The sequence below is a fragment of the Pannonibacter sp. CBAS1226 genome (assembly GCF_055685825.1).
Window position 1 is genome coordinate 76,588 of sequence record NZ_JBVOUO010000001.1, and the last position, 26,125, is coordinate 102,712.

Below are 26,125 nucleotides of genomic sequence, written 5' to 3' on the forward strand. Positions count from 1 at the left end.
CCTTGCGGGCCTTTACAAGCAGCCATTCTGACGTCTAAGGGAAAGGGCCGGGCGCGCGGCGGCAGTCCGCATGCGCAAGGGCCCGCGAGTTTTCGCCCAGTTTTCGCAATCCGGACCATTACGATGAGTGCCACCGACCTGACCAGCGGCCCCGAGGCGGGCCTCTCCGCCGATGCTGCCGCATCCGCAGCCCTGATGGACCTGCCGGAGGATGACAGCGGCTGCCCGGTGATGCTGCGCAACGCGCCTTCGACGGTGGAGTTCAAGAAGCTGCGCAAGCGCCTCCTGCGTGAGGTGCGTCAGGCCATTGACGATTACGGCATGGTGCCTGCGGATGCCGCGGTGAAACGGCCGAAGTGGCTGGTCTGCCTGTCCGGCGGCAAGGACAGCTACACGCTGCTGGCGGTGCTGATGGACCTGAAGTGGCGCGGGCTGCTGCCGGTGGATCTTCTGGCCTGCAATCTCGATCAGGCCCAGCCGGGCTTTCCGCCGGAGATCCTGCCCGCCTTCTTTGAAAAGAACGGCATCGAGAACATCATCGTGCGCGAGGATACGTTCTCCATCGTCACGGCGAAGATCCCGGCGCACAAGACCTATTGCTCGCTGTGCTCGCGCCTGCGCCGCGGCATCCTCTACCGCATCGCGCGGGAGCAGGGCTGCGAAGCCATCGTGCTGGGCCACCACCGCGAGGACATTCTGGAAACCTTCTTCATGAACCTCTTCCACGGCGGGCGGCTTGCCTCCATGCCGCCGAAGCTGGTCAATGACGAGGGCGACCTGATGGTGCTGCGCCCGCTTGCCTATTGCGCCGAAAGCGATGTGGCAAGGTTCGCCGCCGGCATGCAGTTCCCGATCATTCCCTGCAATCTCTGCGGCTCGCAGGATGGGTTGCAGCGCGAGGACGTGAAGCGCATGCTGATGGACTGGGAGCGCGCCTCTCCGGGCCGCCTCGGCGTCATGGCGCGGGCGCTGGCCCACACGCGTCCCTCGCATCTCCTCGACCGCAACCTCTTCGACTTTGCCTCCCTGCGCCCCGGCGAGAACAACGGCGGTGAAGCGCGTGACGCGGAAGAGCCCTGCGGCGCAGGCCTTGCCATGACGCGCAATCTCTTCGCGGCTGAGTAGTCGCAGTTCCCGGCAAGACGTGCGGCCCGGCAGTTTGCCTCAGGCCCGGAAAGCTGACAGCTCTGCACGGGCCTGACCTGCGCCCGAAAACTCGCTCCTGTCCGGGCCGGGCACAGCATCGCGCCCTTCAAAGCCGCCGGCAGGCTGGTTGCGGATGAGGATGGTGAGCCCGGCATCCGGCTGCTCTGCGGCTTGCACGGCCAGCCCGCCATGGGCCTTGCAGGCCTGCTGCGCATCGATCCTGCCTGCGGGGGCAAAGATGACCAGCCGGGCGCAATCAATGCGGGCCAGTTCCACATCCTTCTGCCGGGAACCGCTGCCCATCAGCACCACGGCCGCCAGAGTGGCCGCAAACGTCAGCGGCAGCACCACGGCCGCCGCACGCAGCGCCTGAACCGCCTTGCCGCGCCTTGCTGCCTTACCCGCCTGCGGCAGGGCCTGCGTTCTAGCCTGCGTCCTGGCCTGTGTCCTGGCCAGTGCTGTTTTCAGTGCCCTTGTGAGTGTACGGGCGATCCTGCGGATCTGTCTCCGTGCCTGCCGTGCTGCCAGTCTCAGCGCTTTCATCCCCATGGTGCCATCCCCGCTCCACTCCGGCCGGCCCTTCGCCCGCCTCATGTCCCGAAGACTGCCAAAACCCGCCTGTACCGCACCGGAACCCGCCGTTCATCTGCGGTTCATGGGGAGGTGCGGGGGAGAACAGCACGCAAGAATAAGCGTGTGTACTTATGCATCTTCTGCTTGGGGCCCCTCACAGGGAGCGGATTACGGGATCTTTATGTGCTGGCACCGGCTTGAGCTTCTAGATCTGGACCAGGTACCGGGCCTCCAGCGAGGCTAGATGCTCTGACAGCCATAACGGAGCTGTCTGGCGCCAGAAGGTCCAGAGCTCCGGGTAACTCATTGCCGCAAAGCCTGGGCTCGATCCTTGAACCCGTTCTGCAAATCTTGCGGTTTCAGCGCGGTGGGCTGCAAAGACCGGGCTGGTGGCGGGGTTGGCAGGTTCCCAGAACAGGTAGAGGAGTGTTACGGGTCTGCCGCTGTATGTATGTTCCAGACCAAAGGCATGTTTGATCAACTGGGCAGCGTCAAGCCAGAGGTAATGATCAGGCTCTTCCTGGAGGCGTTGCATTTCCTGGAAATATCCGTTCTGCCGCCGTGTATCCCGGATCTGCTCAGCGTAGGCAGGTGAGAAACCTGCACGGTGCTTGCCAAGATGTTCGGTCAGTTTGGATTCGATGCCCACCACACTTTCCAGGCCATCAAGAAGAACATCTAGATTGGGTGCCCGTCCGCCTCGCAGGCCGGTGGGGCATTTCCGCTCGAACTGGAGCCTGCCGAAGGGGGCACCTGCTGGCAGGGACAGGCTGGAGATGCTGCGGCGGAAGGGGGAGAAGCAGTTCACACACAAGCCGGACGAGGAGTGCACGGCCTTGAATTTTGTCTGAAGCTCGCGGCCATCACCTGCGCTGAGATCGGCCTCGAAATCGCCGGGAGATACCAACGGTAAAACCGTGTCACTGGCATTAGTTGCATAGCCCCTGCCGTCCAATTGAACGCCTGGCCGCTGGCGCAAGAAGGCTTCCCGCAAAGCGGCTAAGGCGCGGCTCCGTATGTGGTGACTTGAATTGCCATGCTCATCCATGGGGGCAGTATAGCCGGGATTTTTGCTGCGAAAATCTGCAGCCATACGGTAGATCGAAGCAGGCACCAAAAAACAAAAAGGCCGGAGCGGTTGACGCTCCGGCCTTTTTCAAACGCTCACTTCAACGGCATCAGGCGGCTGTCGTGGGGATGCCTTTTTCGGTGAAGACGGCCTGGAGTTCCTGGTTCTGGAACATCTCGCGCACGATGTCGCAGCCGCCGAGGAATTCGCCCTTGACGTAGAGCTGCGGGATCGTCGGCCAGTTGGTGAAGTCCTTGATGCCCTGGCGCAGGTCAGCGTCTTCCAGCACGTTGATGCCCTTGTAGGGCACGCCGATGTAGTCGAGGATCTGAACGACCTGGCCGGAGAAGCCGCACTGCGGGAAGTTCGGCGTGCCCTTCATGAACAGCACGACATCGTTCGTCTCGACTTCGTTCTTGATCCAGTCCTGGATGCTCATTGCCATGTCCTTCCGGGAGCCTTGTCCCTGATGGGCCGGGCTTGGGCCGGCCTGTGCGTTTTACAAATCAGCTGCGGGCCTGCGCCTTGCGGCACCGGCTGGCCCGCGCCGGTTCAGTCTCAGTCCATTCCTCAATCGGGGACGCTGGTCTGCAGGGCAAGGGCGTGCAGCGTGCCGCCCATGTTGCCCTTCAGCGCCTGATAGACCATCTGATGCTGCTGGACGCGGCTCTTGCCGCGGAAGGATTCCGAGACCACGTTGGCGGCGTAGTGGTCGCCGTCGCCCGCCAGATCGCGCACCTCGACGGTTGCGTCGGGCAGGGCGGCCTTGATCAGGGTGATGATCTCGTTTGCGTCCATCGGCATGTGGTCAGTCCTCTTCCCTCTGAAGTTCCATCCGCGTGTCGCGGTTCCTGGCAGCCGTCAGCCGGCCGCCATGAAGCTGGGGAACCAATTCTCGTGTGCTTCCTTGATCTTTGCAACGGATATGGTGAGGATGCCCTCGACAGTCAATTCACTGCCGCCCACCACACCGAGGCGCTCCACGGCAACGCCTGCGTCCAGCGCGTCTTCCTCGATTGCGTCCGCCTCATCGGCCTTGACGGTGACCACGTAGCGGGCCTGATCCTCGCCGAAGAGGGCGGCATGGGCCGGGCCATCCACCTTCACCTTTGCGCCCCGCTTGCCGGACATGGCCATTTCAGCGAGAGCCACGGCAAGGCCGCCGGAGGAGATGTCATGCACGGCGGAAACGCGGGTCTCGCGGATCCAGCCGCGCACCAGATCGCCGTTGCGGCGCTCGGCTGCCAGATCCACCGGCGGCGGTGCGCCTTCCTCGCGGCCCAGCACCTCGTAGAGATACTGCGAGGCGCCCAGATGCGTGCCGGTGCCGCCGATGAGGAAGATCACGTCACCGTCCTGCGCAAAGGCGGAAGAGGCGCGCACATTCACATCCGGCAGCAGGCCGACACCGGCAATGGCCGGGGTGGGCAGGATCGCCTGACCATGGGTCTCGTTGTAGAGCGAGACGTTACCCGAGACGATGGGGAAGTCCAGCGCGCGGCAGGCCTCGCCGATGCCTTTGATGCAGAAGACGAACTGGCCCATGATTTCCGGCTTTTCCGGATTGCCGAAATTCAGGTTGTCGGTCACCGCCAGCGGCTCGGCGCCGGTGGCGGTCAGGTTGCGCCAGACTTCGGCGACGGCCTGCTTGCCGCCCTCGAAGGGATCGGCCTCGCAGTAGCGCGGCGTCACGTCGGCGGAGAAGGCAAGGCCCTTGCCTGCGGCATTGACGCGGATGACACCGGCATCGCCGCCCGGACGGGCTGCGCTGTTGCCCTGGATCAGCGTGTCATACTGCTCGTAAACCCAGCGGCGGGACGAGCCATTGGCGCCGCCCACCAACTGCAGCAGGGCAGCGGCGTAATCGGCAGGGGCGGGAATGCTGGCTGCATCCAGCACGGCACGCTTCACCGGCTCCACCCACGGGCGGTCATATTCGGGGGCCTCGTCGCCCAGCTCCTTGATCGGCAGGTCGGCCACGACCTCGCCTTGGTGCTTGACGATGAAGCGCAGCGTGTCCGTGGTCATGCCGACGATGGCGAAGTCCAGACCCCACTTGCGGAAGATGGCGGCGGCTTCCTGCTCCTTCTCGGGGCGCAGCACCATGAGCATGCGCTCCTGGCTTTCCGACAGCATCATTTCATAGGCGGTCATGCGCTCTTCGCGCACCGGCACCTTGTCGAGGTCCAGCTCGATGCCGAGGTCGCCCTTGGCGCCCATCTCGACGGCGGAACAGGTGAGGCCGGCCGCGCCCATGTCCTGAATGGCGATGACGGCCCCGGTGGCCATCAGCTCAAGGCAGGCTTCCAGCAGGCACTTTTCGGTGAAGGGGTCACCCACCTGCACGGTCGGGCGCTTTTCCTCGATGGTGTCGTCGAACTCGGCCGAGGCCATGGTCGCACCGCCCACGCCATCGCGGCCGGTCTTGGCACCCAGATAGACGACCGGCAGGCCGACGCCTTCGGCCTTGGACAGGAAGATGCCGTCCTTCTTGGCAAGGCCTGCGGCAAAGGCGTTGACGAGGCAATTGCCGTTGTAGCGCGGGTGGAATTCCACCTCGCCGCCCACCGTCGGCACGCCGAAGGAATTGCCATAGCCGCCGACACCGGCAACGACGCCGGAGACGAGGTGGCGGGTGCGCGGATGGTCCGGGGCGCCGAAGCGCAGGGCATTCATGGCCGCCACCGGGCGCGCGCCCATGGTGAAGACGTCACGCAGGATGCCGCCCACGCCCGTCGCTGCACCCTGATAGGGCTCGATGTAGGACGGGTGGTTGTGGCTTTCCATCTTGAAGACGATCACGTCGTCATCGCCAATGTCCACGACACCGGCATTCTCGCCCGGGCCCTGCACCACGCGCTCGCCGGTGACGGGCAGGGTCTTCAGCCACTTCTTCGAGGACTTGTAGGAACAGTGCTCGTTCCACATGGCCGAGAAGATGCCGAGTTCGGTGAAGGTCGGCTCGCGGCCGATCAGATCCAGAATGCGCTGGTATTCGTCGGGCTTCAGGCCGTGGGCCGCGACGAGATCTGGCGTGATTTTGATGTCGTTGGGGATCATGGGCGTCCGCAGTCGTCTGGCAGGGTCGTGCCGGGGATGATGTTCGGGGCCGGTTTAACAGATCATCGGCAGGAATGGGAGACTGTTGCGCGGTTTCCTGGGGCTATTTTGCGGTCAGCGTTTTTGCTGGCGTCATCTGCCTCTGTCTGCGCTCCTGAAGCCTGCGGCAGCTTCACTCGTAACTGTCGTAACCGGTACTGGCATTGCGCAGAAGATCGCGGATGACGCCAAGACCCTTGATCAGCTCTTCCCGCGTGTGGGTGTTGCTGGTGCCGAGCCGGACCCGGTGATGGACGCGGGCGCTGCGGCCGGTCTTGAACTCGTCCTCGTCATCCACGAGCACCCCTTGCGCGGCGGCGGCGGTCTTGAAGGTTCCGGACATCCAGGGCTCCGGCAGCTTCAGCCAGATGAAGGGCGTCTGCGGGGAGGCATTGAAGGTCTGTCCGGCAAGAAGGCCCTGCGTGATCTCGTGCCGGGCGGCCAATTCCTGCAAGATACGCTGCCGCAAGTCATCCGCAGTGCCGGAAAGCACGAGCCGGGCGGCGAGTTCCGCCATCAGGAAGCACAGGCCTCCCGTCAGCATGTTGTGAGCCGTGAACAGCCGCTGTGCGTGACTGGGCGGAGAGGCGATCCAGCCGCCGCGAATGCCTGCCGAGACGGACTTGGACAGCGAGCCCACATGGAAGGTCCGCTCCGGAGCAAGCTCTGCAAAGGGCGTGATACCGCCTGCATGCAGGGAGCCGTAGACCTCATCCTCGATGATCCAGAGATTGTGCTCGCGGGCGATGGCGATGATCTCTGCCTGGCGTGTCTTGCCCATCTGGCCCAGCGTCGGATTGTGTACGGTCGGCATCAGGAAGATGGCGCGCGGGTGCTGCTGGGCGCAAAGGCGGGCCAGATCCTCCGGAATTGGGCCTTCGTCATCGCGCGCCACGGCCACCGGCTGGCGGCCGGTCAGGGTGACGCCTCTTGCGATGGAACTGTAGGTCAGTTCCTCAAAGACCACCCGGTCGCCCGGCATCGTGGTGGCGCTGATGATGGCCATCAGTCCGCCGCGTGCGCCCGTGGTGGGAACAATCGTTTCCGATGCGGGCGTCCAGCCGCAGCGGGCAAGCCACTGCTGGCCGGCCAGCCGCCAGCTGTCCGGCACCAGCCGGGTGTAGCTGGCGATCTCATGCGGCATTTCGCGGGCTATTCCGGATATGACCCGCTCAATCGTCTGTGCCTGCCCGACTTCCGGCGCGGAGGTGCTGTCCAGCCGCAAGGCACCGGTTGGGGCGACGGCGTGACGGGTGCCGCCAAAGCCCGGATCCGGATTGGCCATCGCCAGATGGGTCCAGGCGGGGGTGCTGACAGGCGTGACAACCGGCTTTTCTTCAAGGGCGTAAGACAGAGGTGGGGAGGCTGCCCCGCTCACCGGGCCGGCGGCTTGCGGTGCTGCGCCGCCAGCGAGCACATAGGTGCCGCGGCCCACCTCGCCACTGACCAGCCCGCGCTCGCGCACGATGCCATAGGCGCGGCCCACGGTGCCAACGGTGACGCCGAGATCATAGGCGAGGTCCCGCTGCGGCGGCAGCTTTGCCCCTGCAGGCAGGGCGCCGGAGACAATGTCATCGGCAATGCGCTGGGCGAGCCGCACATAGAGCGGGCCTTTGCCCGAGGTGAGATCAGGGAGCCAATTTGTCATGGTGACAATTCTATAGCTTGCACCGGGAAGTGAGTCAATTCATACAGCGTTACGGGATCAATGAAACGAGATTGTATCAATTGTACTGCTTGGAGAGTGACATGTCCCACGTTCATCAGTGCGAAGAGCCAGAAATTGTCTTGCGTGAAGCGCGTCCGGCACGCCGCTTTTCCGGTCTGCTCAAAGCCGTGATCGCGACGCTGGCCATGTGGCTGACTGTTGGCCGGACACGGGCGCAATTGTCTGAACTGACGGATGACGAGTTGGCCGATATCGGTATCACCCGGGAGCAGGCGGCGCAGGAGGCTGCGCGGCCTTTCTGGGTCTACCGGGAGCGGCCGCGCGACTGATGCCTGTTTCGTGCGGTGCTGGCGGTCAATCCTGTTGCGCTCGTGAGTTTGCGAGGATGCACAGCAGCTCGAACATCAGCGAGGCGCCGAGCCACGCGGTGCCGCCGGACGGATCGAAGGGAGGTGAAACCTCAACCAGATCCGCGCCCACCACATTGACGCCCGCCAGACGGCGGATCAGCCGCTGCGCCTGAAACGAGGTTATGCCCCCGATTTCCGGTGTGCCGGTGCCGGGGGCAAAGGCGGGATCGATCACGTCGATATCGAAGCTGACATAGGCCGGTGTTCTCCCCACCCGTTCGCGGGCCTCAGCCATCACGTGATCGATCCCGCGCTCCATCAGTTCCTCGATCATGATGATGCGCACGCCCTGCGCCTCGCCCCATTCGATGTCCTCGCCGTCATACATCGTGCCGCGAATGCCGATCTGCACGACGCGCTCCGGATCCAGCAGCTCCTCCTCGATGGCGCGGCGGAAGGGCGTGCCGTGGGTGTAGCGGAAGCCGCCGAAATAGCTGTCGAAGAGATCGGTATGGGCATCGAAATGGATCATGCCCAGCGGGCCGCTGCGGGCCAGCGCCCGGAGCACCGGCAGCGAGACAAGATGGTCACCGCCTGCGGTGAGCGGCGTGATGCCGAGATCGACGATCTGGTCGTAGAAACCGGTAATCCGCGCCAATGCGTCCTGCACGTCGGCCGGATTGACCGGTGCATCGCCCATATCGGCACAATTGGCGAGCCCGAAGGGATTGACCCTTGTATGCGGATGCACTTGCCGGATCATGGTGGAGAGATCGCGCAGCTGGCGCGGCCCGTGGCGGGCTCCCGCCCGGTTGGTGGTGCCGCCATCCCAGGGCACGCCGATCAGGCCGATATCAACGCGCTCAGCCTCCGGTGAGGCAATGTTCACATGCGGCAGGCGCATGAAGGTGGGAATGCCGGCAAAACGCGGCAGCTCGAACCCGGATACCGGCTGAAAGAATGTGTCGTCCATGCTGTGCCCCTTGCCCGTTTTTCCCAGCATGCCCGGTGCGGGCAGGGAAGGACAAGAGGGTTTCAGCGCCAGTCCTGACGCTCGAGGCCTGCCAGATCGTCGGAGAGGTCTTCGAAGCGCTTTGCCGCCTGCGCAGCAGCATCGCGGACACCGAGGGTGTAGAAGGCGCTGCCGGCCTCCTGTGCCAGAAAGTCCAGCAGCCGCAGCGCGTCCATGTTGCCCATGTCCACATCCAGCTCGTCCCGGCAGAAATCCGAAACACGGCTGGCAATCCGGGTCTGCAGGTCACGGGGGAGTTCCAGCTTCTTCATGGAGATCATCCCTCGCCTTGCCCGTTTCAGGCCACCAGCTGGCCGAGCAGGCTTTCGAAGATCTTGCGGCCATCGGTGCCGCCCTGCAGGTCTTCGATCAGGTTCTCCGGATGCGGCATCATGCCGAGCACGTTGCCGGCCTTGTTCATCACACCGGCGATATCGTTGATCGAGCCGTTCGGGTTGCAGCCGTTGGCGTAGCGGAACACCACCTGACCGTTGTCCTCGATGGCCTTCAGCGTTTCGGCATCGGCGAAGTAGTTGCCGTCGTGATGGGCGATCGGGCAGCGCCAGACTTCACCCTGCCGGAAAGCGTTGGAGAAGGCCGTCTTCGCGTTGACCGTTTCCAGCTCGATTTCCTTGCAGATGAACTTCAGCCCGGCATTGCGCATCAGCGCGCCCGGCAGCAGGCCTGCTTCGGTGAGGATCTGGAAGCCGTTGCACACGCCCAGCACATGCACGCCCCTGGCGGCACGGGCGATCACCTCCTGCAGCACCGGCGAGCGGGCGGCAATGGCACCGGCGCGCAGATAATCGCCATAGGAGAAACCGCCGGGGATGACGATCAGGTCCACATCCGGAATGTCCGTGTCCGTGTGCCAGACCGTGGCAGGCTTCTGGCCGGTGATCTGCTCCAGTGCGTAGAGCATGTCACGGTCACGGTTGAGGCCGGGGCAGAGGATGACGGCGGACTTCATGGCAGGCTTCCCGTGTGTCGTCCTGGCGGACTGCGGCGGATCGGATGGGCCTCGGCGGCCCTTGCAAACTCTAGAGCAGCAGGAGCACAGCCAGAAGGCTGAGCCCTGCCGGCAGCAGGATGAAGATGGCGGCCTTGATCAGGAGAAAGCGGATCGCCTTTTGTGCATCCGGATCCATGGCCGCAGCCTCAGTCTGCCTCAGAGGATTTCGATGGCGTAGTTCTCGATGACGGTGTTGGCGAGCAGCTTCTCGCACATGGCGGTCAGTTCCTCGCGGGCCTTGGCCGCGTCGCGGTCGCTCAGCTCCACGTCGAAGACCTTGCCCTGGCGCACGCCATTGATGCCGTCAAAACCGAGAGCGCCGAGCGCCCCTTCGATGGCCTTGCCCTGGGGGTCCAGAACGCCGTTCTTCAGGGTGACGGTGACACGTGCCTTCATCGCTCTCGTCTTTCCGTTAATCGCCATGGCCAATGCGGCCCTTTTCTGCCGCGCTGCTTACACCAACCAGCCCCGTGACGGAAGGGGCTTCGCCCCATAGGCACAAACTTAAGGACATATTGATGCGCTGCACTTGGGCAGCACCGTTTCCTCCCTGTTCCGGTGGATCAGGTGCCGGTGCGCAATGGTTTTTGCCGTCTTGATCGGGGATCGCCGAATTCTCTCACGGCAGCCTCGATGAAGGCCCGCAAGGCTGCCGCCGGACGGCGGGATGCCGGATAAAGAAGATGCACCGGTTTGGCCGGGCCATCATAATCCGGCAGCACCCGGACAAGCCGTCCTGACGTCAGTTCCGCCGACAGGACACGTTCCGGGCCGAGTGTAATCCCCATTCCTGCAACAGCAGCATTCAGCAGCGCCGCCCAGTCGTTGCTGCGCAGCCGCCCCTGCACATTGATTGTCTGAGTTCTGCCATCCTTTGCAAATGTCCACTCGCAGCCGAAGGTGCGTGACCAGCTGGCAAAGCCCAGACATTGATGGCTTTCGAGGTCTGAGGGATGAACGGGCGTGCCGTGCTCGGCAAGATAGGCCGGTGAAGCGCAAGTGATCAGGCGGTAGGATGCCAGCGGATGAGCAATCAGATTCGTGTCCGCCAGCTCTCCAATGCGGATGATCACATCCAGTCCTTCGTCCATCGGGTCGGTGTAGCGGTCCTCGAGTACCAGGTCGGCCTCCACGTCCGGATGCTCCGACAGCCAGGTCTTGAGGAACGGAGCCAGTGCGAAAGCTCCGAATGTCTTGCCCGCGCCGATCCGCAGGATGCCGCGCGGGGTCTTGCGCATTTCATTGGCAAGACCGTCCGCCGCCTCTGCTTCGGCCAGCACAAGTTTGCAGCGGTCGTAATAGGCCCGGCCGATATCGGTCAGGCTTTGCCGCCGTGTCGTCCGGTTGAGCAAGGTCATGCCGAGCCGGTCTTCGAGGGAGAGCACATGCTTGGCGACCATTTGCGGCGACAGGTTCAGTGCAGCCGCTGCCTTGGCAAAGGAGCCAAGATCCGCAGCCTTCACGAAGACAGCCATGCTGGTGAGCCTGTCCATCAATTGCCTACCTGATGTTGTTAGTGTTGAGTCGTATGTGAAATTTATTCCTGATTGGTTGTTAATTTAGATCATGGCTGCAACACCTGAAAAGGGAGTGAGTCATGAGAATAGGAATTATCGGTGCAGGCTTTGTTGGTCAGGCCATTGCGAAGCTTGCCGCCGCCAATGGCCATGAGGTGATGATCAGCAACTCCCGTGGACCAGACACGCTGTTCAGCGTGCGCGGTGCGCTCGGCTGCGCTGCCGGAACGGCGGAAGAAGCGGCCGTATTCGGTGATCTTGCCGTTGTTGCCGTGCCGCTGAAGGCCTACAGGTCAATCCCTGTCCTGCCGCTCGCAGGCAAGATCGTGATCGACACGAACAACTACTACCCGGAGCGGGATGGCACGATTGAAGAGCTGGACCGGCAGCAAACGACAACGAGCGAATTGCTGGCGGCGCATTTGCGGCAATCGCGTGTGGTCAAGGCGTTCAATGCCATCGTCATGGCTGATCTTTCGAAGGATGGAAGGCCATCCGGCGCAACTGACCGGCGCGCGCTTCCGATTGCCGGGGATGATGCGGATGCGAAGGCTCTTGTCGCCCGTCTTTATGAAGAGTTCGGTTTCGATGTGGCGGATGCCGGGCCGTTGAGTGAAGGCTGGCGTTTTGAGCGTGCCCGGCCGGCATACTGCATGTGGCTGAACAGGGCAGAGCTGGAACGCATGCTCGCGGCAACCACGCGGGATGCGTTTGTGGAGGAGGGGGCCTGGCGCAAACAGGGTATGGAGGTCTTGCCGTAGGCTTACTAACACAAAAGGCCCCGTCTGGCAGCTGCCGGACGGGGCCTTGAGGGTGTTGAGCCTTACTGGACGAGCGTCGGGCCGGAGCCGTTCGGGCGCTCGTTGTCGTTCAGGATGCCGAGACGGCGCGCGACTTCCTGATAGGCTTCCAGCATCCCGCCCATGTCGCGGCGGAAGCGGTCCTTGTCCATCTTGTCGTTGGTGGCGATATCCCACAGACGGCAGCTGTCCGGCGAGATTTCGTCCGCGACGACGATGCGCATCATGTCACCTTCGAACAGGCGGCCGCATTCGATCTTGAAATCGACAAGGCGGATGCCGACGCCGAGGAACAGGCCGGACAGGAAGTCGTTGACGCGGATGGCGAGCGCCATGATGTCGTCGAGTTCCTGCGGGGTGGCCCAGCCAAAGGCGGTGATGTGCTCTTCAGCGACCATCGGGTCGTTGAGGGCGTCGTTCTTGTAATAGAACTCGATGATGGAGCGCGGCAGCTGCACGCCTTCCTCGATGCCGAGGCGGGTGGCGAGCGAACCGGCTGCAACATTGCGCACCACGACTTCGAGCGGGATGATCTCGACTTCGCGGATCAGCTGCTCGCGCATGTTCATCCGGCGGATGAAATGGGTCGGGATGCCCATGCCATTCAGCTGGTTGAAGATGTATTCGGAGATGCGGTTGTTAAGCACGCCCTTGCCGTCCACGATCTCGTGCTTTTTGGCGTTGAAGGCGGTTGCATCGTCCTTGAAATGCTGGATCAAGGTTCCAGGCTCAGGGCCCTCATAGAGGATCTTGCCCTTGCCTTCATAGATACGCCGGCGGCGATTCATGGGCACGTACCGTGTTTGCTTGAGAAAATCCATCGATGCGGGAAACTCCTGTGCATGCGATTTTGAAGTGGCGCAAGTGCTGGCCATTTCCTTCAACATCGACAATTAGCCCCGCATTAGCGGCGCGGAACTTAAACGATCCTTTGCAAAAGTACAATGGAGCCGGGGTAATCATTTGCGGATGCGGCTCACGTCGCGGCAATCTCTGCGCTAGTGCGTTGATTTGCATCATTGCGGGGGATATGCAGAGCGCGGAACAGATACCATATGAATGGGGCCACGCAGGTGGTTGAAGGTTTGCTGTCTGCACAAGAGGAGGCATTTCATGAGCACGTTTGACGGTCGTGGGGAGAGTTTCGAAAACAAGTTCGCTCATGACGAGGAACTGCGCTTCAAGGCGAACGCCCGGCGCAACAAGCTTCTGGGCCTGTGGGCTGCGGAAAAGCTTGGGCTTTCTGCTGCAGCGGCAGATGACTATGCAAAGGAAGTGGTGCGCGCCGACTTCGAGGAAGCTGGCGATGAGGACGTTTTCCGCAAGATCCGCGCCGATTTCGACAAGGGCCATGTGGAACAGTCCGACCACCAGATTCGCCGCACCATGGACGAACTGATGCACACCGCGATCGACCAGATCCAGAAGGGCATCTGACCTTTTATCCGTACGGCGCATGACGAAAAACCTCCGTGCCACCGGCGCGGAGGTTTTTTGCTGGGTATGGGGACGGCGAACGGATGCAGCCTGATTCTGCCTTGCCGGGTTGTCTGACATCCTGTCTGATGGGGCCAGAACAGGGAGGCCCAGATGGCAGACAGGAAGACACTCGCAGCGCGGTTCAAGGCGGATGAAACGGTGGTGACGGCCTGGTCCGTGCTGCCGGCGCCCGTGGTGGCCGAGGCCATGGCGCGGGCGGGCTTTGGCGCGGTGACGCTGGACATGCAGCACGGCATTCATGATGCGGGCAGTATCCGCGATTGTCTGGCCGCCGTGGCGCTGGGCGGAGCGCACCGGATCGTCCGCATTCCCGTGGGCGGCAATGCCATGGCCAGCCGTGCCGCCGATGCGGGGGCAGAGGCGGTGATCGCGCCGATGATCAATTCTGCGGAAGACGCCAGAGCCTTTGCCGCCGCGATGAAATATCCGCCGCTGGGCAGCCGCAGCTGGGGGCCTGTGCGCGCCTCGATGCTGGCCGGGCAGACCATGCCGGACTATCTCGCCGGCGCCAACAGCGAGGTTCTGGCCTTTGCCATGATCGAAACACCCGAGGCCGTCGCCGCGCTGGATGAGATTCTGGCTGTGCCGGGCATTGACGGGGTGTTCGTCGGGCCGGGTGATCTGTCGCTGACGCTGTCCAATGGCGCGGCGCTCAACCCCCACAGCGAGGCCGTTCGGGAGGCCGCAGAACTGATCATCGGCAAGACCCGCGCCGCCGGGCGCCTTGCGGGCTATTTCTGCATGACGCCGGAGGATGTGAAGGCGGCTGAGGCCATGGGCTACCGTCTGCTCGCCCATGGCATGGATCTGCCGGTCATTCAGGGCGCCTTCCGCGACGTTCTGGCGCGGCTTGCTTGATCCGGATCAAGGACCATCCGCTCCGGCCAGCGCAACTTGACGGGGAAGATCATCGGCATGGGGCAGTGGCGCCCGGACGGCAGGCGCGGTGATCGGGATGCTGCGGCGTGCTCCTGCGCGCCGGGCATCCGTAACCGGAGCCTGTGTCATGTGGAAGCTTGCCGCGATTCTCTTCATCGTCATCGGACCGACAATGGCCGGCATCGGCGCTCTTGTGCCGCTGTCGGTCTATGGTCTCGACCACTTCAATCCGCTGATGCTGGCAGGGGCTGCGGCCTGCGGCCTGGTTCTGGCCATTCCGGCCAGCATCCTGGCCGGCAAGCACATCCGCGACATGATTCAGCCCCGCGACCGGGTTGCGTAGAGGTACGACCTGAAGGCTGTCTAGGGAGTTTGGAAGGCTTTCCCGCCGCAAAAGAGTTTACCCTCTCTCGATGAGGCTGGCTCATAGAGAGAGGGTTACACTTACATCCGCGCCATGAAATGGGCGAAGGACATCATGCCTTCCGGCCAGGGGCCGTGGCCGCTTTCAAGGTTGATGTGGCCGACATGGCCCGCATCCTGGAACGTGGCGCCCCAGCTGTGGGCAAAGCCCTTGGCCACCTCGAAGTCGCAGTAAGCGTCGTTCTGACTTGCGACCAGATGGGTGCGGAAGGGCAGGGGCATGCGCGGCACCGGCACGAAATCGCCGCCGTCAAAGGCCGGCACGAGGCCGGGCCGGTCCCAGTCGGACGGGGCGACGAGGAAGGCGCCCTTCACCTTGTCCTTCGGCAGCACATGGGCGCCATGGGCAACCAGAATGCAGCCGAGGGAATGGGCGACCAGCACCACAGGACGCTCCGCCGCCTCGATGGCGGCCAGCAGCGTCTCCATCCAGACCTTCCTGGAGGGCGTGAACCAGTTGTCCTGTTCCACCACCCGCGCGTTGGCCATCTTCTCTTCCCAGCGGCGCATCCAGTGACCGGGGTCACTGTTGGCATAGCCGGGAATGAGCAGGATGTCGGCGTCGGCGATCTTCATGGGTCAGCTTTCCCCGAAGACGCGCTGGAAGATCACGTCCACGTTCTTGGTGTGATAGCCGAGGTCGAACCGGTCGCGGATCTGGTCTTCCGACAGATATTGGCGCACATCTGCATCGTTCAGCAGTTCGCTCAGGAAGTCCACACCGGCCGAACCTGACACCTGATAGCTTTCCCAGACCTTCATGGCATTGCGCTGCACCAGACGGTAGGCATCCTCACGCGAGGAACCGGCCTGGGTGAGGGCGAGCAGGATGCGCTGGGAATGCACGAGGCCGCCGAGACGGTCCATGTTGCCCATCATGCGCTCCGGATAGACCAGCAGCTTGTCGATGACGCCGGTGAGGCGGGCCAGCGCAAAGTCGAGGGTGACGGTGGCGTCGGGGCCGATCATGCGCTCGACGGACGAGTGGGAGATATCCCGCTCGTGCCACAGGGCGACGTTTTCCATCGCCGGAATGGAGAAGCCGCGCACGAGGCGGGCAAGGCCCGTCAGGTTTTCGGTCAGCACCGGGTTGCGCTTGTGCGGCATGGCGGAAGAGCCCTTCTGGCCGGGGGAGAAATACTCCTCCGCTTCCAGAACTTCCGTGCGCTGCAGGTGGCGGATTTCCGTGGCCACGCGCTCGATGGACGAGGCGATGACGCCGAGCGTGGCGAAATACATGGCGTGACGGTCACGCGGGATGACCTGCGTGGACACAGGCTCCGCCTTCAGGCCCATGGCCTGCGCCACATGCTCTTCCACACGCGGGTCGATGTTGGCGAAGGTGCCGACGGCGCCGGAAATGGCGCAGGTGGCGATTTCCTCGCGCGCATTCATCAGGCGCTTGCGGCAGCGGTCGAACTCGGCATAGGCCTCGGCCATCTTCAGGCCGAAGGTGACGGGCTCGGCATGGATGCCATGCGAGCGGCCGATGCAGACCGTGTCCTTGTGCTCGAAGGCGCGGCGCTTGATGGCGGCCAGCAGCGCATCCATGTCCTTCAGCAGAAGGTCGGTGGCGCGGACCAGCTGCACGTTGAAGCAGGTGTCCAGCACGTCCGAGGAGGTCATGCCCTGGTGAACGAAACGGGCATCCGGACCGACGATCTCGGCCAGATGGGTGAGGAAAGCGATGACGTCATGCTTCGTCTCGCGCTCGATCTCGTCGATGCGCTCGATATCGAAGGTGGCCGCGCCGCCCTTTTCCCAGATGGTCTGCGCCGCTTCCTTCGGGATCACACCAAGATCAGCCAGCGCGTCGCAGGCATGGGCCTCGATCTCGAACCAGATGCGGAACTTCGTCTCGGGAGACCAGATGGCAACCATGTCGGGGCGGGAATAGCGCGGGATCATCGCGGGTCCTCATTCTGGGAAAACTGGCTGGGGTCTATCAGAGACCGGCCAGAGGCTCAATGCCATGCGGCGGTGAAGGGGCACGAAACTGAGCGAAAGCGAAGATTTGGCCAAACTACAGCCCGAGCCCGCTCCGGCGTATCGGCATGGCTTGGCTGTTTCAGGCCGCACCAGCAGGAAGCCGCTGCGCGCCTGCCGTCAGGACCGGCAGAGGCGCGCAGCAAGCGGATTTGCTCAATTGGCAAGAATATCGGTTGCCCGGTGATCTGCATCCACCCCTTGCATGAGGATGACATCCGAAGCGGCGTTTTCCGTTCGCAGTGGCAGGATCGCCTGATAGGCCGCAGATGCATACCATGCTTGCGCATCTGGCATCGACGGAAAGGCGATGATGACGAGGTCTTCAGTCCAGTCACCTTCCAGCACGGTTTTTCCGCCGCCGTGGATGATGAACCGGCCGCCAAAGGGCGCGAGGGTTCCGTCGATCTTTTCCAGATAGGTCACGATTTCGGGACCCATTTCGACCTTGCAGATCCGGGCGATGGCATAGGCTGTCATGTCTCAGTCCTTCCTGATGCAGACATTCGGGCTCAAGCGGAATGAGCATGGAAACGCCGGGCCACTGCTTTGGTTTCAAGCCAGGTGAGGACGGTAACGGCCAGAGCCTGGGCGATGATAAACGCCGTTCCAAAAGCGTTGGGCGCAATCAGGTCCATGACGAGCAGTGCCATGCTGGCCACGATCCAGGCGATGTTTCCCAGGATGATGATCCCTGCCATTGCGGTCATGTGGCTGAAGCGGAACGCGGCGGCGGCAATGAAGGCGGCGACGGGCAGAAGAAGCACGCCAGCCCAGGTGGAGAGTGCCGCAGGTATCTCCGTGACGGCTGCCAGGGGCGAGGCCCCGGCAATCAGCAGCGCGCCCATGGCAAGGCAGGCTGCAGCATCTGCGAGAAGGATGGTTTTCAGGGAAAGAAAAGGCATTGGACTGTCCTGTCGAGTGCTGGAAGCAGGACCATCCCGCTTCTGCCATGCCCAGACTTCACCGGATTGCTTCTGAAGGCGATTACCTCCAAGGTAATAGCCTCGAAGCTCCGGCTCCCGCTATTTTGCGTGCATGACAACCATGACAGCCTCCGCCAATGTCACAGATCCCGGTTCAATCGGCGCGATGCTGCGCGTCTGGCGGCAGCGCCGGAGGCTCAGCCAGCTTGAACTGGCGCTGGAGGCCGGTATCTCGCAACGGCATCTCTCCTTTATCGAATCGGGCCGGTCGGTGCCGGGCAAGGACGTGGTTTTACGCCTTGCGGAGCAGCTGAATGTGCCGCTCAGAGACCGGAACCCCTTGCTGATGGCTGCCGGTTATGCCCCCATGTTCGCGGGGCGCGCCTTGGAAGATCCGGGAATGGCAGCGGCCCGTGAGGCCGTCGGAACCATCCTCAAGGGGTTTGAGCCGCACCCCGCCTTGGCCGTTGACCGCCACTGGAACATGGTCGACGCCAACGGTGCGCTTGCCATCCTGCTCGCCGGTGTGGATCCAAAGCTGCTGGAGCCGCCGGTGAACGCCCTCCGTGTCAGCCTGCATCCGCAAGGGCTGGCGCCGCGGATTGTGAACTTCGGCGAATGGCGCCGCCATGTTCTGGCCCGGCTTGCCGCGCAGATCGAAGCCTCTGCTGATGTTTCTCTAAAGGCCCTTGAAGCAGAGCTGCGGGGCTATCCGGCCGCGACAAGCCGCGAGATGGCGGGGGTAAGCGGCCGATCCGGTGCTGAGGGTATCGCCGTTCCCCTGCGGCTGCAGACTGAAGAAGGCCTGCTCTCCTTTATCAGCACGACCACGATCTTCGGGACAGCGCTCGACGTGACCCTGTCTGAGCTTGCGATTGAAGCCTTCCTGCCCGCCGACCATGAGACTGCCCTGCGCATGGCCTCCCTCGTTCCGGCAAGGACAAGCAGTTCCTGAGGGGTAACACCTGACCTGGATCTGCCTTCCGCCGGGTGAGCCGTCATTCCCCTGCAAGCCACGGCGTTGCTAGGCTTGTTTTGCAGGGGCTGATGCCGTCAGCCTGCGGGCCAGCGGGCGCAGCAGGTAGGGCAGGGTGTAGATCGGCAACTGGCCCAGGCCGAAATAGAGCCAGGCAAGGTCCGGCAGGGTGCCGCCGAGGGCGGCCACCATCAGCCCCATATTCCGGTTTCCGGCCGAATAGGCGATGACGAAGGCATCGCTGCGCAGGGCCGGGGCAAAGACCAGCAGCGTCAGGCCGGCCTGTGTCAGCGACACCGCATAGGTGAGGGCCACGATGCCGAGCGACACCATCGGACGGCTGGCAAAGCTTGCCGCCACACCATCCATCACGGCGACGGCGAAGAAGAACAGCAAAAGCACGTTACCGCCGCTGATCACATCTTGTGCGGCGGCGATCCTTGCCTCGCCTGCCAGCCGCCGCAGCAGCGCGGCCACGGCCATGGACCCGGCCAGGAGGCCGAAGAGCTTGAGGCCCAGTGTCAGGCTGTCGAGCGGCAGCGTCTCGCCCAGAATGAGATAGGCGGTGAAAGGGGCGGTGAGCGGCACCAGCAGCATCGACAGGGCCAGAACCGTGAGGCTGAGCGCGCCGTCGAGTTTCAGGAAATACATGAAGGCAGGCGAGGACATGATGGCCGGGGCTGCCGTGACGATGAACAGCGCCATGGCTAGATCGGGCGCTACCTCCCGCAAGCCCGCCGCCGCGGCGAGGAGGGCGGCGCCCGTGGGCAGCAGAAGCATCATCCAGAGGCTGGCCGCCAGCACCAGCCCGGGGCGGCGCAGCCGGGCCAGAACGGCGGTCTGGTCCACTTTCAGGAAGGCCAGCACCAGCAGCGCGAAAATGGCTTCGGACACAAAGGGCCGCGCCAGGGAGGAGAGGCCCGGCAGCACCATGCCGGCGAAGGCGCTCAGGGCCACCGCCCCCGTGCCCCGGCGGCCCAGCCAGCCGAGCGCGCCTGTGAGGGAAAGGGCCATACGGTAATTCTCTCCTTTAGGTGTTGGCGAAAGAGGCTATAAGCGTCAGAATGTTAAGCAACTCGGGCGGGTGAAGGCAGGGCTGGAAGGGTGGCAGGTGCGCACAGTTGACGTCATCGTGCTTGGCGCCGGCATGGTCGGAACCTCGACCGCCCTGCAGTTGCAGCGACGGGGGCTTGACGTTGCCCTTGTCGACCGCCGCCAGCCCGGCGAAGAGACGTCCCATGGTAATGCCGGGATCATAGAGCGCAACGGATTCCTGCCGCCCGGTTTTCCCGGAGATGCGAAATTCCTGCTCAACATCGCGCTGGGGCGCTGGCCCGGCGCCAATTACAGCCTTGCCACGGTGCTGCGTCTGCTGCCCTGGCTGATGGCGTTCCGCCGCCATGGCAGCCGCACGGGCGTGCAGCGCCTTGCCCATGCGATGAATGCGCTGGAGGCCTATGCCATCGGCGAGCACAGGGTGCTGGCGGAAGCCGCGGAGGCGCTGAAATATTACCGGCAGACGGGCACCATTTACGTCTACCGCACGGAGGCAGGGTTCGAGGCGACGGCGGCCGAGCGCCATTATGCCCGGATCTTCGGCGTCGATTATCACGAGATGGACGAGCTCGACCTCAACGAACTGGAGCCCTATCTCACAGCCGAAGGGTGCCGCGGCATCTTCTGGCCCGAGAGCGAATCGGTGTCCAATCCCGGCGCCGTCACCAAGGCCTTTGCCCGGTCGCTGGCGGAGAAGGGCGGCGAGATCCTGACCGGGGATGCAAGGCGCCTGACGCGCTCGCACGGGGGCTGGGCCATTGCCACGGACAAGGGGCCGGTGCGCGGGCGCGCCGTTGCCTTGTGTCTGGGGCCATGGTCCATGGATATCCTGAAAGGCTTCGGTTACCGCTTCCCGCTCGCCGTCAAGCGCGGTTACCACCAGCACTACAAGGCGAGGGCAGGGGCGGGGCTGTCGCGGCCCGTGGTGGATGCGGAAATGGGCTATGTTCTGGCGCCGATGGAAAAGGGCATCCGCCTGACGACGGGCATTGAACTGGCCGAACGGGATGCGGCGCCGACGCCTGTGCAGGTGGAGCGGGCCTTCCGCAAGGCGCGCGAGATCTTTCCGCTGACGGTTCCTGCCGAACCGGGTGCCTGGATGGGCTCACGCCCCTGTTTCCCGGACAGTCTGCCGGTGCTGGGCGCTGCCCCCGGCGAGAGCGGCCTGTGGCTCAACTTCGGACATGGCCATTGCGGTTTTACGCTGGGGCCGGTCACCGGCCATATTCTGGCCGATCTCATCACCGGCGTGCCGCCGGTCATCGACCCTGCGCCGCTGTCCCCCCTCCGGTTTCTGTAATTCCCTTTCCCGGTGGTCTTGACGCACCGGGAAAGGGTTAGGTCCGTTTCGCGCCTGAGGATCTCAGCGCCTTGGTATCAGAAGCGGATGCCCGCACCGGCCTTTGCGGTGAGGGACGTGCTGCCGTCTCCTTCCACGTTGACTTTCACACCGGCATTGAGCCGCCACCTGGAGCCATCGGTCAGGGTCAGGCTGCCCTCGGCGGCGCCAAAGGCACCCCGGCCGCCAAGTCCGGCATAGCCGCCCGTGAGTTCAAGGGCGGGCGTCAGCAGCATGCCATTGTCCAGAATGAACAGCCGTGCCAGTTCAAGGGCACCGCTGACCCGGAACTGCTCCTCGATGAAGCCATCCATGAGGATCTCGTCCCCAGCTCCATTGCGGACGCCATAGTCCTTGATCTTCTCCGACAGATAGACCGCCCGCAGGGTGGGGGAGAGGGTGGTGGCCGAATCCAGCTGCCATTCGCCGGACAGGGCCGTATCGGCCATCCAGCGGGTGGTGTCGAAACCGCCGTCCCAGAACTGGGTGTCGATGTCGTTGGCCGATCCGCCAAGGAAGAGGCGCGTATCCCAGAAGACATTCCGGTAGACCTCGATGGAGGCGTAGGGGCCCGCCAGCCAGCCGTTGCCGCTCAGTCTTGCGCCGCCCGGGGTGGGATCGCTCATATGGTCATAGTGGAACGACACACCAACAAGTGCCCAATCGGCCAGCAGATAATCCGCACCGGCGGAGAGCATGGCAAAGTTGCCCCAGCGGCCGTCATTCTGCTTGCGTGTATGGGCAGAAGCAGTGCCCTGGATCCAGACGTTGAACGCCAGCGCCTCTGCCTTGAGGCCCGGTGTCAGGGCATTGCTGGCCGCATTCATCTGCTCCAGGCTCGTGGCAAATCCAAGGGACATGCCGCGCTCCGAGGGCGTGAACCGCATGCTGACGATCTCGTTTGCCGTCTGCATCCGCCGCCTGTCGCGCAGGCCCGGCACCTTCACTGCGTTCGCAATGAGGCCTTGCCGGGTGCGGACAAAGCCCCGCACAAGGCTGTCGATTTCCGCAGCGACCTTTTGCGGATTGTATCCGAGGTTGTAGATCACGCTGCCGGTGTTTGAAATGCCGAGAGAACTGGTCAGCGAGAAGCGCACGGTGACCTGGCCGGAATAGGCCGGGTCCGGCGTGAACTTCAGATAAAAGCCTGCCGAACCACCGCCGCCAGCCTGAGCGAACTGGCTGTTCACAATGCGTGCGGTGCCCGCATTGGAGGGCTCAACGGACACAATGTTTGCTTCAATGAAGGGACCGCCAGTGGCTCCTGTGGCGAGATTGACGTTGCCGGGCGTTTCTCCGGCGGGAACGGTCACCACCTTGTCGGTCACAGTCACGGCGCGCGTCTGGACTTCCAGCGTATAGGCGGCCGAAGCGGTCGCGTTGTTGGCATCGCTCACCTGAATGGTGAAACTGTAGCTGCCTTCCGTGTCCGGATCGAGCGGACCGCTCAGCACACCGGTCGAAACGTTCAGAACCATGCCGGGAGGCAGTGCCCCGGCGCTGACGCTGAAGAGATAGGGGCTTGTGCCACCACTCACCGTGATGGTGGTGGTGTAATCCTCTCCGGCCATGGCCTCGGGCAGGGCGCCGCCTGCGGGCGAGAAGCTGATTGATGCGGGGGCGGCGTTGATCTGCAGGGAATAGACGGCGCTGCCCGTATCGGTGTTGGCATCCGTTGCGGTGATGGTGAAGTTCGCAGTGCCTGCCGCCGTTGGCGTGCCGGTCACCTCGCCGGTGCTGGTGTTGAGGCTGAGGCCACCGGGCAGGGCGCCGCTGGTGAGGGCATAGGAATAGGGGCCCGTGCCGCCGGATGCGGTGAAGGTCTGGCTGTAGGCGGTGCCCACCTGACCGGCGGTGAGGGCACCGCCTGCGGGCGACAGGGTGATGGTTGCCGGCGGCGCGGCACGGTTGACGGTGACCGTATAGGTCTCGGTCGTGGTGCCGTTCTGGGCGGTGACAATGATGGTAAGGGTGTTGTCACCGACCGTGAGGTTGATGGCACCCGAGGCGCTGCCGGACGTCACGGATGTGCCGTTCACGGTGATGGTCGCGTTTGCGTCCGTGACTGTGGGCGTGACTGTGAGCGACGTGACGGCATTACCGACGGAGGCGGTGTAGCTGGTGGTGCCGCTGGCAAAGCCGGGCGTCAGCGTGCCCTGCGACAAGACGAGGTTCGACAGGGTGGCATCGGCCGAGGCCGGGGCGGCCCGAGTGACGTCCACCGTATAGGTCTCCGTCGTGGTGCCGTCTTCGGCGGTGACCACAACGGTGATGATGTTGCTGCCGACGTTGAGATTGATGGCGCCCGAGGCGCTGCCGGACGTGACGGATGTGCCGTTCACGGTGAGGGTGGCATTTGCGTCAGTAACGGTGGGCGTGACGGTCAGCGACGTGACGGCATTGCCGACCGATGCGGTGTAGCTGGTGGTGCCGCTGGCGAAGACCGGATCGAGCGTGCCCTGCGACAGGACAAGGTTCGACAGGGTGGCGTCGGTTGCAGCGGCCCGGGTGACGTCCACCGTATAGGTCTCCGTCGTGGTGCCGTCTTCGGCGGTGACCACCACGGTGATGACGTTGCTTCCGACCGTGAGGTTGATGGCACCCGAAGCGTTGCCGGAGGTGACCGGAACAGTGTTCACGGTGATGGTGGCATTTGCGTCCGTGACAGTGGGCGTGACGGTGAGCGATGTGACGGCATTGCCGACGGAGGCGGTGTAGCTGGTGGTGCCGCTGGCGAAGACCGGATCAAGCGTGCCCTGTGACAGGACAAGGTTCGCCAGGGTGGCATCGGTGGAGGCCGGGGCGGCCCGGGTGACGTCCACCGTATAGGTCTCCGTCGTGGTGCCGTCTTCGGCGGTGACCACCACGGTGATGACGTTGCTGCCGACGTTGAGGTTGATGGCGCCCGAAGCGTTGCCAGAGGTGACCGGAACAGTGTTCACGGTGATGGTGGCATTTGCGTCCGTGACGGTGGGCGTGACAGTCAGCGACGTGACGGCATTGCCGACGGAGGCGGTGTAGCTGGTGGTGCCGCTGGCGAAGACCGGATCGAGCGTGCCCTGCGACAGGACAAGGTTCGACAGGGTGGCGTCGGTTGCAGCGGCCCGGGTGACGTCCACCGTATAGGTCTCCGTCGTGGTGCCGTCTTCGGCGGTGACCACCACGGTGATGATGTTGCTGCCGACCGTGAGGTTGATGGCGCCTGAAGCGTTGCCGGAGGTGACCGGAACAGTGTTCACGGTGACGGTCGCATTTGCGTCCGTGACGGTGGGCGTGACGGTGAGCGATGTGACGGCATTGCCGACGGAGGCGGTGTAGCTGGTGGTGCCGCTGGCAAAGACCGGGTCGAGCGTGCCCTGCGACAGGACGAGGTTCGACAGGGTGGCGACGGTTGCAGCGGCGCGGGTGACGTCCACCGTATAGGTCTCTGTCGTGGTGCCGTCTTCGGCGGTGACCACCACGGTGATGATGTTGCTGCCGACGTTGAGATTGATTGCACCCGAGGCGTTGCCGGAGGTGACCGGAACAGTGTTCACGGTGACGGTCGCATTTGCGTCGGTAACGGTCGGCGTGACGGTCAGCGATGTGACGGCATTACCGACGGAAGCGGTGTAGCTGGTGGTGCCGCTGGCGAAGACCGGATCGAGCGTGCCCTGTGACAGGACAAGGTTCGCCAGGGTGGCGACGGTCGAGGCTGGTGCATTGATCTGCAGGGAGTAAGCGGCGCTGCCGAAGGCGCCATCGGTATCCGTTGCTGTGATTGTGAAGTTCGCGGTGCCTGCGGTTGTGGGAGTGCCGGTCAGTTCGCCGTTGCTGGCGTTGAGGTTGACACCTGCAGGGAGACTGCCGCCGGTGACGGCATAAGTATAGGCACCCGCACCGCCGGACGCGGTGATGGTCTGGTTGTAGATCGCGCCTTCTTGTCCGGCCGGAAGTGCGCCTGCAGCGGGGGAGAGGGTAATTGGCGGATTTGCCGTGCAAGACACACGCAAGGTGACTGAAGCACCGGTGGTTATGCCTGTGTTACTCCGGAATGCGTCCAGCTGGATGTATGCTCCGTCATCGTCAGGAAATGTATGTGACCCGACCCTTGAAAAGGAACCATCGGTGGAAGTTATTGCTGTTTCAGAGAATAATCCGCTGAGCGCGCCAACTTCAAACTTGGCAGATGTATTTCCTGAGCCATCGGCTGTTGCCGTTGCGTGCCACGAAATTGTCTCGCCAGTTAGAACCGGATAATCTTGGAAGAGAAAGTCGTTGAGCGTGCCCCCGGCCATATCGGAGACTGAGTAGGTCTGCCCTCCGGACCAATCAGCATTGAGATCCTGACAGGCTTGAGATGCAGCTGCCTCTGCCTGGGGGGCAGTCAAGAATGTGGCCGTGACCACAAGGCTGACGAGCAGGGCAAGATACTTGACAAAATGCAGGGGGGAGAGACGCGGCCAGGCGCGCATGGTGTCCTGGTATTTCCCGGATTTCACTCCCGGCGTTTCATGCCGGCTGGCCGTCCTGCAGCGCGGCTTTGCATTGACCGCTGCCTGGTTGCCTGTGATGCCCCGCATGCTTCATTCCCCCATGGCCAGGATACCGTGATCCTGCAAACTCATCCCCTCAGAAACAGTCCTCTAAAACCCGCAAAGTTTCCCGGTCCCGGCAGCACAAGGCTGGTGTGACGCAAGAACAATCTGGCTTTTGCGTGAATCACTGCAGCAGGTCACGCAATCATAGAGTGCTTTTCCTTGGTTTTCTTGCCATGCTTCGCGTGTGCGGGCAACGCTTTTGCAACGCTGCCC

General features: G+C 63.4%; 27 protein-coding genes. 8 read left to right on the top strand and 19 right to left on the bottom strand.

Translation table 11 applies throughout. The features are described from left to right. Positions 1-195 precede the first annotated feature (195 nt). Positions 196-1,125 (top strand): tRNA 2-thiocytidine(32) synthetase TtcA, encoded by a 930-nt coding sequence (gene ttcA, locus AC0CMF_RS00355; RefSeq protein WP_374629049.1) that lies wholly within the window; start codon positions 196-198, stop codon positions 1,123-1,125. Positions 1,126-1,164: 39 nt separating this feature from the next. On the opposite strand, the gene AC0CMF_RS00360 is transcribed toward ttcA, so the two are convergent. From AC0CMF_RS00360 to AC0CMF_RS00385, 6 genes are all read right to left on the bottom strand, one after another. After that, a complete protein-coding gene (locus tag AC0CMF_RS00360; protein WP_374628957.1) occupies positions 1,165-1,695 on the bottom strand; it encodes a hypothetical protein in 531 nt (176 codons plus the stop codon). A 229-nt stretch (positions 1,696-1,924) separates the two neighbouring features. Next, positions 1,925-2,812: a PGN_0703 family putative restriction endonuclease gene (locus AC0CMF_RS00365; RefSeq protein ID WP_374628955.1), complete on the bottom strand. Its 888-nt coding sequence runs from the start codon at positions 2,810-2,812 to the stop codon at positions 1,925-1,927. An 85-nt stretch (positions 2,813-2,897) separates the two neighbouring features. Further along, positions 2,898-3,227, bottom strand: coding sequence for a Grx4 family monothiol glutaredoxin (gene grxD / locus AC0CMF_RS00370; protein WP_019964614.1), 330 nt, complete (start codon positions 3,225-3,227; stop codon positions 2,898-2,900). A gap of 131 nt (positions 3,228-3,358) precedes the next feature. Next, positions 3,359-3,592, bottom strand: coding sequence for a BolA family protein (locus AC0CMF_RS00375; protein ID WP_374628954.1), 234 nt, complete (start codon positions 3,590-3,592; stop codon positions 3,359-3,361). A gap of 57 nt (positions 3,593-3,649) precedes the next feature. After that, positions 3,650-5,848, bottom strand: coding sequence for a phosphoribosylformylglycinamidine synthase subunit PurL (purL, locus tag AC0CMF_RS00380; RefSeq protein WP_374628953.1), 2,199 nt, complete (start codon positions 5,846-5,848; stop codon positions 3,650-3,652). 172 nt (positions 5,849-6,020) lie between these two features. Next, positions 6,021-7,535, bottom strand: a complete 1,515-nt coding sequence (locus AC0CMF_RS00385) for an aminotransferase-like domain-containing protein (protein ID WP_374628952.1) — start codon at positions 7,533-7,535, stop codon at positions 6,021-6,023. Between the two features lie 101 nt (positions 7,536-7,636). Between AC0CMF_RS00385 and AC0CMF_RS00390 the strand changes: the two genes are divergently transcribed. Further along, on the top strand, positions 7,637-7,885 hold the full coding sequence (locus tag AC0CMF_RS00390) for a DUF1127 domain-containing protein (RefSeq protein WP_374628951.1): 249 nt from the start codon (positions 7,637-7,639) through the stop codon (positions 7,883-7,885). 25 nt (positions 7,886-7,910) lie between these two features. Here AC0CMF_RS00390 and speB read toward each other — a convergent pair whose 3' ends face one another. The 6 genes from speB to AC0CMF_RS00420 form a co-directional block, all read right to left on the bottom strand. Continuing rightward, on the bottom strand, positions 7,911-8,879 hold the full coding sequence (speB, locus tag AC0CMF_RS00395; protein WP_374628950.1) for an agmatinase: 969 nt from the start codon (positions 8,877-8,879) through the stop codon (positions 7,911-7,913). Between the two features lie 62 nt (positions 8,880-8,941). Further along, complete coding sequence (locus AC0CMF_RS00400; RefSeq protein ID WP_374628949.1) at positions 8,942-9,190, bottom strand: DUF2164 domain-containing protein; 249 nt, start codon at positions 9,188-9,190, stop codon at positions 8,942-8,944. A 26-nt stretch (positions 9,191-9,216) separates the two neighbouring features. Then, positions 9,217-9,888: a phosphoribosylformylglycinamidine synthase subunit PurQ gene (gene purQ, locus AC0CMF_RS00405; RefSeq protein ID WP_058899472.1), complete on the bottom strand. Its 672-nt coding sequence runs from the start codon at positions 9,886-9,888 to the stop codon at positions 9,217-9,219. 70 nt (positions 9,889-9,958) lie between these two features. Beyond that, complete coding sequence (locus tag AC0CMF_RS00410) at positions 9,959-10,066, bottom strand: phosphoribosylformylglycinamidine synthase-associated small membrane protein (protein ID WP_197717507.1); 108 nt, start codon at positions 10,064-10,066, stop codon at positions 9,959-9,961. Positions 10,067-10,086: 20 nt separating this feature from the next. Continuing rightward, the gene (gene purS / locus AC0CMF_RS00415) at positions 10,087-10,326 is read right to left on the bottom strand and encodes a phosphoribosylformylglycinamidine synthase subunit PurS (protein WP_019964623.1); all 240 of its coding nucleotides are present in this window, start codon (positions 10,324-10,326) and stop codon (positions 10,087-10,089) included. Positions 10,327-10,493: 167 nt separating this feature from the next. Next, positions 10,494-11,423 carry a LysR substrate-binding domain-containing protein gene (locus AC0CMF_RS00420; protein ID WP_472480724.1) on the bottom strand — a complete coding sequence of 310 codons (930 nt, stop codon included), beginning with the start codon at positions 11,421-11,423 and terminating at the stop codon, positions 10,494-10,496. A 104-nt stretch (positions 11,424-11,527) separates the two neighbouring features. Here AC0CMF_RS00420 and AC0CMF_RS00425 point away from each other — a divergent pair, with 104 nt between their 5' ends. Continuing rightward, positions 11,528-12,208, top strand: coding sequence for an NADPH-dependent F420 reductase (locus tag AC0CMF_RS00425; protein ID WP_122520380.1), 681 nt, complete (start codon positions 11,528-11,530; stop codon positions 12,206-12,208). A gap of 62 nt (positions 12,209-12,270) precedes the next feature. Here the strand turns inward: AC0CMF_RS00425 and purC are convergent, their stop codons facing one another. Next, a complete protein-coding gene (purC, locus tag AC0CMF_RS00430; protein ID WP_019964626.1) occupies positions 12,271-13,068 on the bottom strand; it encodes a phosphoribosylaminoimidazolesuccinocarboxamide synthase in 798 nt (265 codons plus the stop codon). 292 nt (positions 13,069-13,360) lie between these two features. Between purC and AC0CMF_RS00435 the strand changes: the two genes are divergently transcribed. From AC0CMF_RS00435 to AC0CMF_RS00445, 3 genes are all read left to right on the top strand, one after another. Further along, entirely contained in the window at positions 13,361-13,684 is a 324-nt protein-coding gene (locus AC0CMF_RS00435) for a DUF1476 domain-containing protein (RefSeq protein WP_050472660.1), read from the top strand. A gap of 153 nt (positions 13,685-13,837) precedes the next feature. Further along, positions 13,838-14,605 carry an HpcH/HpaI aldolase family protein gene (locus tag AC0CMF_RS00440; RefSeq protein WP_374631321.1) on the top strand — a complete coding sequence of 256 codons (768 nt, stop codon included), beginning with the start codon at positions 13,838-13,840 and terminating at the stop codon, positions 14,603-14,605. 148 nt (positions 14,606-14,753) lie between these two features. Further along, entirely contained in the window at positions 14,754-14,969 is a 216-nt protein-coding gene (locus AC0CMF_RS00445; RefSeq protein ID WP_050472662.1) for a hypothetical protein, read from the top strand. Between the two features lie 101 nt (positions 14,970-15,070). Here AC0CMF_RS00445 and AC0CMF_RS00450 read toward each other — a convergent pair whose 3' ends face one another. The 4 genes from AC0CMF_RS00450 to AC0CMF_RS00465 all read right to left on the bottom strand — a co-directional run bounded on the left by AC0CMF_RS00450 (position 15,071) and on the right by AC0CMF_RS00465 (position 17,940). Continuing rightward, on the bottom strand, positions 15,071-15,625 hold the full coding sequence (locus tag AC0CMF_RS00450) for an RBBP9/YdeN family alpha/beta hydrolase (RefSeq protein ID WP_374631319.1): 555 nt from the start codon (positions 15,623-15,625) through the stop codon (positions 15,071-15,073). A gap of 3 nt (positions 15,626-15,628) precedes the next feature. Next, on the bottom strand, positions 15,629-16,957 hold the full coding sequence (gene purB / locus AC0CMF_RS00455) for an adenylosuccinate lyase (RefSeq protein ID WP_055453814.1): 1,329 nt from the start codon (positions 16,955-16,957) through the stop codon (positions 15,629-15,631). A 234-nt stretch (positions 16,958-17,191) separates the two neighbouring features. After that, entirely contained in the window at positions 17,192-17,515 is a 324-nt protein-coding gene (locus tag AC0CMF_RS00460) for a DUF1330 domain-containing protein (protein WP_058899475.1), read from the bottom strand. A 32-nt stretch (positions 17,516-17,547) separates the two neighbouring features. After that, positions 17,548-17,940, bottom strand: coding sequence for a hypothetical protein (locus AC0CMF_RS00465; protein WP_374631317.1), 393 nt, complete (start codon positions 17,938-17,940; stop codon positions 17,548-17,550). Positions 17,941-18,073: 133 nt separating this feature from the next. Here AC0CMF_RS00465 and AC0CMF_RS00470 point away from each other — a divergent pair, with 133 nt between their 5' ends. Next, positions 18,074-18,916, top strand: coding sequence for a helix-turn-helix domain-containing protein (locus AC0CMF_RS00470; protein WP_094461963.1), 843 nt, complete (start codon positions 18,074-18,076; stop codon positions 18,914-18,916). A 69-nt stretch (positions 18,917-18,985) separates the two neighbouring features. On the opposite strand, the gene AC0CMF_RS00475 is transcribed toward AC0CMF_RS00470, so the two are convergent. Then, positions 18,986-19,951 carry a sodium:proton symporter gene (locus AC0CMF_RS00475; RefSeq protein ID WP_058899478.1) on the bottom strand — a complete coding sequence of 322 codons (966 nt, stop codon included), beginning with the start codon at positions 19,949-19,951 and terminating at the stop codon, positions 18,986-18,988. Between the two features lie 97 nt (positions 19,952-20,048). Here AC0CMF_RS00475 and AC0CMF_RS00480 point away from each other — a divergent pair, with 97 nt between their 5' ends. Then, positions 20,049-21,293, top strand: coding sequence for an NAD(P)/FAD-dependent oxidoreductase (locus AC0CMF_RS00480; RefSeq protein ID WP_208977174.1), 1,245 nt, complete (start codon positions 20,049-20,051; stop codon positions 21,291-21,293). A gap of 77 nt (positions 21,294-21,370) precedes the next feature. On the opposite strand, the gene AC0CMF_RS00485 is transcribed toward AC0CMF_RS00480, so the two are convergent. Next, positions 21,371-25,318, bottom strand: a complete 3,948-nt coding sequence (locus AC0CMF_RS00485) for a cadherin-like beta sandwich domain-containing protein (RefSeq protein ID WP_472481300.1) — start codon at positions 25,316-25,318, stop codon at positions 21,371-21,373. Positions 25,319-26,125: the final 807 nt, after the last annotated feature.